8 protein-coding genes and 1 tRNA gene are annotated in these 8063 nt (G+C 45.6%); 4 read left to right on the top strand and 5 right to left on the bottom strand.

Going from position 1 to position 8063, the window contains the following annotated elements:
• Positions 1 to 366: 366 nt before the first annotated feature.
• The 3 genes from H6G48_RS10210 to H6G48_RS10220 form a co-directional block, all read right to left on the bottom strand.
• Positions 367 to 1140: a PspA/IM30 family protein gene (locus H6G48_RS10210; RefSeq protein WP_190721468.1), complete on the bottom strand. Its 774-nt coding sequence runs from the start codon at positions 1138 to 1140 to the stop codon at positions 367 to 369.
• 214 nt (positions 1141 to 1354) lie between these two features.
• Complete coding sequence (locus H6G48_RS10215; RefSeq protein WP_190721470.1) at positions 1355 to 2011, bottom strand: PspA/IM30 family protein; 657 nt, start codon at positions 2009 to 2011, stop codon at positions 1355 to 1357.
• A gap of 22 nt (positions 2012 to 2033) precedes the next feature.
• Complete coding sequence (locus H6G48_RS10220) at positions 2034 to 2924, bottom strand: hypothetical protein (RefSeq protein WP_190721471.1); 891 nt, start codon at positions 2922 to 2924, stop codon at positions 2034 to 2036.
• A gap of 79 nt (positions 2925 to 3003) precedes the next feature.
• On the opposite strand from H6G48_RS10220, the gene H6G48_RS10225 reads away from it, so the two are divergent.
• The 3 genes from H6G48_RS10225 (at position 3004) to H6G48_RS10235 (ending at position 5430) form a co-directional block, all read left to right on the top strand.
• A complete protein-coding gene (locus tag H6G48_RS10225; protein ID WP_190721472.1) occupies positions 3004 to 3564 on the top strand; it encodes a DciA family protein in 561 nt (186 codons plus the stop codon).
• A 376-nt stretch (positions 3565 to 3940) separates the two neighbouring features.
• Positions 3941 to 4216, top strand: a complete 276-nt coding sequence (locus H6G48_RS10230; RefSeq protein WP_045356513.1) for a hypothetical protein — start codon at positions 3941 to 3943, stop codon at positions 4214 to 4216.
• A 215-nt stretch (positions 4217 to 4431) separates the two neighbouring features.
• Positions 4432 to 5430 carry a Gfo/Idh/MocA family protein gene (locus H6G48_RS10235; protein WP_190721473.1) on the top strand — a complete coding sequence of 333 codons (999 nt, stop codon included), beginning with the start codon at positions 4432 to 4434 and terminating at the stop codon, positions 5428 to 5430.
• 6 nt (positions 5431 to 5436) lie between these two features.
• Here the strand turns inward: H6G48_RS10235 and H6G48_RS10240 are convergent, their stop codons facing one another.
• Both H6G48_RS10240 and lgt read right to left on the bottom strand, forming a co-directional pair.
• On the bottom strand, positions 5437 to 6387 hold the full coding sequence (locus H6G48_RS10240) for a branched-chain amino acid ABC transporter permease (RefSeq protein ID WP_002757675.1): 951 nt from the start codon (positions 6385 to 6387) through the stop codon (positions 5437 to 5439).
• A 12-nt stretch (positions 6388 to 6399) separates the two neighbouring features.
• Positions 6400 to 7269 carry a prolipoprotein diacylglyceryl transferase gene (lgt, locus tag H6G48_RS10245; RefSeq protein WP_190721474.1) on the bottom strand — a complete coding sequence of 290 codons (870 nt, stop codon included), beginning with the start codon at positions 7267 to 7269 and terminating at the stop codon, positions 6400 to 6402.
• Positions 7270 to 7342: 73 nt separating this feature from the next.
• Between lgt and H6G48_RS10250 the strand changes: the two genes are divergently transcribed.
• Positions 7343 to 7423: transfer RNA gene (locus tag H6G48_RS10250), tRNA-Leu, on the top strand.
• The last annotated feature ends 640 nt before the right edge of the window (positions 7424 to 8063 follow it).

Here is an 8063-nt window from a genome sequence, read left to right on the forward strand (position 1 = left end):
GGAGTCTGTTAGATCTACAATATATTTTTTCTTCGGCATTTTTTTGTCTGAAGTTGGATAACTTCTTCCAGATTAGCTCTTTTTTTATCCCTCAAAACAAAATTGATGCTCTACTAGCCCTGCCCAACGGATTTAGTATGATTCATGGTCGAACAGTCCACTCGCCTAAGTTTTCCAACAATTCCTATTTTTTCATAATTAGGGGTCTCAAGACCCCCCTAGCGGCCACCGAGAAAACCCTCACCAGCTAAGTATTTTTACTCAAGTTTCTGGAGGGGGACAGCTTAGGTGACAGTTGAGGGTGCGGAATGTGGGTTAATAAATAGAGACGTACCGTAGATGGTACGTCTCGACGCTCTCAAAGTTTTACAGTTCTTTTAACTTCGATCGCAATTCCTCTAATTCCGCATCCACTGCCGAATCCCTGACGGTGGTTGCTTGGGGTAAAGTGGGTTGACTAGAAGCTGTACCAGGTAATGCTCCCCCGGACATTTGTGCTTTTAGCAGTGCTAATTCATCATCCACATCGCTACCCGATTCTAGTGCAGCGAATTGATTTTCGATGCCGATGCCACCCAATTCACCGATCGCTTGACTACGGGCTTCTATCTGCACAACTTTTTCTTCCATGCGCTCAAAAGCGGACATGGAACTACTGGTATCGATACTGCCGAGGGTTTTTTGGAGTTCTTCGTTAGCTTTTGCGGCTCTGGAGCGAGCTACTAACATATTTTTCTTGGTTTTTGCCTCAGAAATCTTACTTTCGAGCGCAATCAAGTTTTTTCTCAGACTTTCTACCTGTACCGTTTGCTGATCCAGTTGATTTTTGAGAATGGCGGCGGTTTCCGTGAAATCTTTCTTGCGTTTAAGAGCTTCCCGGGCGAGAGTTTCATCCCCTTTAGAAAGGGCTAATTTGGCTCTTTGTTCCCATTTATTGGCTTCTGACTGGTCTTTGCTGTATTTTTGTTCCGTTTGTCGCTGTTCGGCGATCGCTCTAGCGACCGCTTGACGTACCTGTACTAGATCCTCTTGCATATCACTGACAGCTTGTTCCAGCATTTTTTCTGGATCTTCAGCCTTGCTCACCATATCATTGAGGTTAGCTCGGACAACTCGGCTAAGGCGATCGAATAAACCCATGACGCTCTTGTTCCTCTCGGTGTGTACTAAATCAGTTAACTGTTCTTAAAATTTCCTATCTTGCCTAACGGCTTATTCTCTAATATAAACCACGAGAGCTAGGATAGGGGATAGGAGTTAGGAGTCAAGAGTCAGGAGACAGCTTTTTTCTCCCCACACCCCACACCCTACACCCCACACCCCACACCCCACACCCTACACCCCACTTCCCACATTACCCATCCAAGTTTTCTTGTTTTAACTTGAGTAATTCCGCTTCAATTTGTTTTTGTCCCTCCAAATCTTGGAATTGTCGCTCTAAGGGGTCTTTATACTGGATTAAATCGGCTTGGGATTCGGCTTCTAGGACTTTTGCTTCTAATTTCTCGAAAATAGTCCCCATCTGACTGCTGTTCAAACTGCCCATAATTTCTTGGGCTTTTTGACTGGCACTCGCCGATCGCAATCTGGCCAGATAAAGGCTTTTCTGTGCTTTCATCTCAGCATATTTGCGTTCAATTGTCAAGAGTTCTTTCTTTAACTTTTGTATAATAGCCGTCTGTTGTTGCAGGGAGGTTTGTAGGGGGGCGATCTGACTTTGATAGGTTTGCCATTGGCTGAGAGCTTGGCGGGCGAGTTCCTCGTTACCGTGATGTAGGGCTAATTGGGCGCGTTCGTGCCAAGTTTGGGCCGCTTTTTCCTGTTGTTGTCGTTGGCGCTCGGTACGTTTCTGGGTAGCGACGGCTGCCGCCAGGGCTTGTCGCATTTGCATCAATTCCCCTTCCATCGCCAAGATCGCCTTTTCCAGCAGTTTTTCGGGATCTTGATTTTCCTGAATCAGACTATTGACTTGGGCGCGAATTGCTTGGCCCATGCGATCAAACAAACCCATTGCCGTCCTCCCGATAGGAACCCTAATAGTTTACCGAAGTGCCGCTCCTATCAATAATGATAGAACTAGGGACGGGGGACTGGGAGGGATCGGCTGTTTCTGAAGGTGCCGGACTACTGGGAGAAGGGGATGCTTGTAATTCTGGCGGTAACTGTTTCATTAACTCCACCGCCTCCTGTCGGTTTTGATTGGCCAAGCGACGGGCTTTTTCCCGTTGAAAAAAGGGTAAATTAGCGGGTGATTCTTCTCTTTGACGCAATTCCTCCAACATTCGTTCGTTAATGATCGCGGTCGAGGGGGCGGGGGTGACTTGGGGCGGTGGCGGTGGTGGTGCGGAAACTAGGGAAGATGCTGGAGGGGTACTGGGGTCCGGGGGGGCGACGGGTAAAGATTGCTTGATCTTACTGACGGGTAATTGATGGGCCGGCATTGGGGATGGTGGCGGATTCGGGGGTAAGAGGGCATTAGTCAGATTGATAGCGGTGGGGGGACTCTGAACCACTGGTGGGGCGGGAATGTTAGCGATCGGGCTAGTTTTAACCGGAGGAGCGGGAATATTAACGATCGGACTGGTTTGAGGAGTTTTCTGTACCGGACGAGCGATCGCTATCAATCGATCGAGGTGGCGGGAGTTATTTTGGCGCTGCTCGAGGGGGGAATTCTCAGTTTTCCTCGGGGTGGGGGTAGTATTGGTTAACCATTGATTGAGACTGAGGAGACTATTAGCAATTAAAAAGATCACCATTGCCCGGATACCCCAAGGGGTAAAAAAGAGATCTTCAGCTTGGGGATAGACGTTAATGACAGCAGCTTCTAGGTATTCTGGTTCCCGAGCGGGATCGATGGCTGAACTGGGTTGATGAACGATCGAGAGAGGGGAATCTTGGGGGGATGGGGATCGATCGGATTTCATGACGGTATTATAAGGTTATGCTGAAAAGTTAGCAGGTTTTTTCGTCCTAGTCTAACGTGGTATTCTCTAGATTTTCCCTATGTCTTTACATTCTCTTGCCAAAATTTTGGCGGCTATTACTCAACAGGAGGGTTGGGAAGAATATCGCCACTATGATCAAGTGCTGCAATTATGGCCAAAAATTATTAATCCCCGTCTGCTGGAGCAAACCCGGCCTTTTTCCCTCAATCGCGGGGTTTTATCGGTGGCTACCAGTAGTGCCGCTTTAGCCCAGGAATTGTCTTTACAACGCTATAGCTTATTAAAACGGCTTAATAGTCAGTTAGAGACTCCCTTGAGCGATATCCGCTTTTCTGCTGCCCGTTGGCAGCAGGATAGTCAGTTAATTCCGCTAGAAGCGATCGCGCCTAATTCCCTCAGAGATCATCCTAGCTATGTCACCCCGGAAAAACCGCCAGAAAATCCCCAGCAACCGGACATTTTAGAGACTTGGAGCCAGAAAATACGTCATAGAACCCGATCCTGGCCAATTTGCCCTCGTTGTCAGTCTCCCAGTCCCTCCGGAGAGCTTGAGCGTTGGCAATGTTGTGCTTTTTGTTTTGCCCAGTCGGGCGGGGTAAAAGATGCAATTTTTTTATAGTATTGTGGAAAGAGTGGTTTTGAGTCAGCAATCAATTGGCCGATCTTTTCTGTCTTAATTGAACCTGTATTCATCAATTCTATCGAGCTAAGGCTTGATCCCCGCTTTGTTATTGCTGATACTAGACCCAATAACCTCGGCCACAACTGAGTTGAACTCTTCAGTTTTGAGACAGTGCTGCTTTTTGCAAAGTAACTATTAAAAGATTCTAAAAATAAAATTTTTTTTGGGGATCACTAAAAACTATATGGCATATCAGTTCTAGCTGTGGTAGTCAGGAAAATACCCTTGGCACAGGGTAGGACAATATTACACAGAGCGAAAAGAGAGTCATCCCTTGAGTTCCCTATAATCATCTTCCTTTTAAAGCCAACCCATGCAAGCCGCAAACTTTCTTACCTCTTCCTGTCGATACTGCCGATACTATCAAACCCAAGGTCGGCGCGGTGGCACTTGTCAACAACTAGATGTTCCCGTCGAAGCTCATTGGAAAGCCTGCGCTTTAGCGATGCCTCCTTTTAGTACTGAATGGCAACAACTCAATCGGGTGGTTAGTTTAGAACAGTCTCTAGAATTAACCTGTACAGTGTCGCCAACTCCCGTGGTGGTTTCCCCTAGTCGTCATGCTCCCCGACAACCGATCGCGGTTTAGAAGATCTGGGGCCTAAACAGGAGCAAAAAATTGGCGTTGTCCATTAAAAATTTGAATTCACCCTCCCACATCTTTTAGAGTGCTATTTTTGAGATAATAGATCAGTTAATTGCCAAGATAAAGCTAGGAAAGGCAGAATTCAGGAGTCAGGAGATTATTTTTATTTATTCTCCCTACACCCCACACCCCACTTCCCGATAATTAATGTCGCCAGAATGCCCCCGATGACTTCTAATCATCCCCTGAAAATTGGTATAGTTGGGACAGGGTTCGCCGCTCAACGTCGCGCTGAAAGCTTGCAAGCGGATGATCGCGCCCAGCTTCTGTATGTTAGCGGTAATAGTGCCGAATCGATCGCTAATTTCTCGCAAAAATACCAAATTTCTGCCCTAGATTCGGCAGTAAGCCTGGCCAGCCATCCCGATCTCGATCTGATTGTCGTTGCCAATGTTAATCAGGCCCATGCCTCGATCGCCCGTACTGCCTTAAAATCCGGTAAGCACGTTATCGTCGAGTATCCCCTAGCTTTTCACCCGAAAGAGGCGGAAGAATTAATCACCTTAGCCGAAACCGAGAACAAATTACTGCACGTCGAACATATTGAACTTTTGGGGGGACTGCATCAAACCCAACAGCAGTATTTAGCCAGCCTCGGCAATATCCACCTGGCCCGTTATACCACGATCGCCCCCGGCAGACCGGCACCCCGGCGCTGGACATTTCATCGGGATTTATTCGGTTTTCCTTTGATCGCTGCCCTTTCTCGTATCCATCGCTTTACTAATTTATTTGGAGAAGTGGAGTCCGTATCCTGTCATTGTCGTTATTGGAATGCCCCGGAATCCGATTATTTTCTGGCCTGTTTGTGTGAGGCGCAGTTATTATTTAAAAATGGCTTAATTGCTGAAGTTACCTACGGTAAAGGCGAAGTTTTTTGGCAAAATGAGCGAACTTTCACTATTCATGGCGAGGGGGGCAGCTTAATTTTTGAAGGGGAAACAGGGCAGTTAATTAATAGTGAAGGTAGCCAAGCTTTAGAAGTGGAAACCCGTCGCGGTCTTTTTGCCAAAGATACCGCCATGGTGCTAGATTATCTGTTCGATCGGTCTCCTCTTTATGTTACTCCCCAAGCCAGTCTTTATGCCCTAGAAGTGGCATACGCTGCCTATCAATCTTCTTTGTCGGGAAAAACAGTTTTTCTCGCAGACAATTAAACCGAATTAGACTTTTTGAATTAACTTTCTGCCTAGTAAACCCTGGGGACGAACTAACAACATAATAAAGAGAATAGCAAAAGCGATCGCCTCTCGATAACCGGAATATTCTGCGGGAACAAAAGCTTCGGCAATACCCAATAATAAACCACCGATTACTGCTCCGGGGATACTTCCCAATCCCCCTAAAACAATCACTCCTAAACCTTTTAATCCGAAAGCAATACCGAAATAGGGGCCAGCGATACTAACACTAGAACCGACTAAAGTTCCTGCTAAACCTGCCAAGGCACCACTAATAAAAAAGGTAATCACGATAAATTTTTCGGGATTGATCCCCAACAAACTGGCCGTGGTGACATCTTCAGCTACCGCTTGTAAAGCTTTGCCCATTTTGGTGAAATTAACCCAATAAGTTAGCAAAGCCACCATAACTGCTGAAACCAGAAAAATAATAATCTGAATTGTGCGAATTGCCACGGGGCGATCGGCTGTACCGAAATTAATTGCGGGGGGAAGATTGCCATAAATACCATCGGGAAAAGTATAAATTTCTGCCCCGAATAAGTATTGAATGACATTGACAATCACCACGGCTGCCCCTAGGCTAGAAACCAAGGTTAAGAGGGAATCGGAACCCCTTACCCGGAGAGGTTTAAAGGCCAATCTTTCCAGAAGAACCGAGGTGAAACCTGAAAGGATACAGCCGAGCAAAAGTGCCAAAAAAAAGGGCAGGGAAAAGGGTAATTTGGCATTAGCCAATAAACCATTAAAACCGAAAACTCCCCCCGCTAGAGCGTAGGTAAAATAGGCACCGAGGGTAAAAATTGCGCCATGGGCAAAATTGATAATCCCTAAAATGGAAAAAATCAAAGTGTAACCGAGGGCAAAAATAGCATAGACACTACCGATCGATAAACCGTTTAAAACCTGTTGAAAAATCGTTACTAGATCCATTGTCAGGGTTAGCTAGGGTAACTTTTGATTATAACTGACGGTCGCCACCACATCAGGTAAAGGACGCTGCAGTTTATATAACCAGAATAAACCGAAAAGACCGACAGCGATCGCTCCTAAACTAATTATTTGCGCCATTTTCAAAAGCCCAAACATTAAACTATCGGTGCGTAGTCCCTCAATCCAGAATCTACCTAGACTGTAGGCGATAAAATAGACTAGGGTAAGGGTGCCAATTTTTAATTTACTGGGCTGTTTTAAACCCCAGAAAAATAGATAGATGAGTAGGGCAAAAACTGCCAGATTCCAGAGAGATTCGTAGAGAAAGGTGGGGTGAAAATAATCGACGGCGATATATTCTAAAGGACGACTAGCGGGAGGAATAAACAACTTCCAAGGTAAATTAGTCGGACTGCCAAAAGCTTCCGAATTAAAAAAGTTACCCCAACGTCCAATCGCTTGACCGAGAATAACTGAAGGGGCCACCAGATCAAGTAATTGCCAAAGAGAAACCCGATTAATGCGAGCAAAAATTAGGGACGCCAGCAAACCCCCGATAATTGCCCCGTGAATAGCGATACCTCCCTTCCAAATGGCGATAATATCAGCAGGATTTTGCGCGTATTCTTGCCACTGAAAGAGAACATAGTACAGACGGGCTGCAGGTATGGCCCCCACTACTAACCAAATGGCCAAATCAGCGATTAAATCGGGATTGATCGCTCTTTTTTGAGCTAGGTACTGGGAGAGGGTGACACCCAATAATACCGCCATAGCGATGAGAAATCCATACCAGCGCACCGAAATCGGTCCGAGCACCGGAATCGGTCCGATCTCCCAGAGGACGGGGCCGGGAGACTGAAAGACAAAACCTAAGAGCATAAAATTATTAAGAATAAAAAATTTTATCTTTCCTATAGTATCTTATGCTATGATCAAATACGGTGATACATTTGCGGATGTGGCGGAATTGGTAGACGCGCTAGATTTAGGTTCTAGTGTCTTTGATGTGTGGGTTCGAGTCCCTCCATCCGCATTAACCTTCGGGTCGATGAAGTGTAACCTGATTTGGTATTGACGACCGACGACCCAAAACAAAGACTTCTTACCGATTCAGGAGAGAGGAGACTTCTCGGTTTAGTAAATTCAGGCATTTTGTCCGATAAATAAGGTTTCTGTCAGTTCAAAAACTCTTTGATCTGTATTTTTTCCTTTTGACGGCTGACTCGGACAATGCTGACTCAACCAGAGGTTTTTAAATTTTTTACAGGAAGTCTAATATCATTTTGCCAAAGTAATGAGAGACTTAGTTGATTATTCTCAGGCGCAATTTCGCTCTGAGAAAAGAATTGCACTTGCAGATGTCAGTCACGACTATTGAAATTGGTACAACGTCCCTTAAATGAGTTACACCAAATAAGTGACCTAGATCGTGTGACTGGTAAGAGGGAGAGGAACAATCTATCCTAAACAGTAATAGAGAGCTAGATAGCAGAATACTCCTTAGCAATATCTCGCTCTAGCTCTCGATGTGGAATACGAGAAGACAGACAAGGTTAGGTCCTGACAGGGGGACAAGCCAGCTGAAAAGCTTATGTAGCATGGAATACAGACACAGACTCCCAAAAAAGATAAGTCATATTTACCATATATGACCTAAATAACGAAAATGATAA

The organism is Microcystis flos-aquae FACHB-1344 (assembly GCF_014698375.1).
Taxonomy (GTDB): Bacteria; Cyanobacteriota; Cyanobacteriia; order Cyanobacteriales; family Microcystaceae; genus Microcystis; species Microcystis aeruginosa.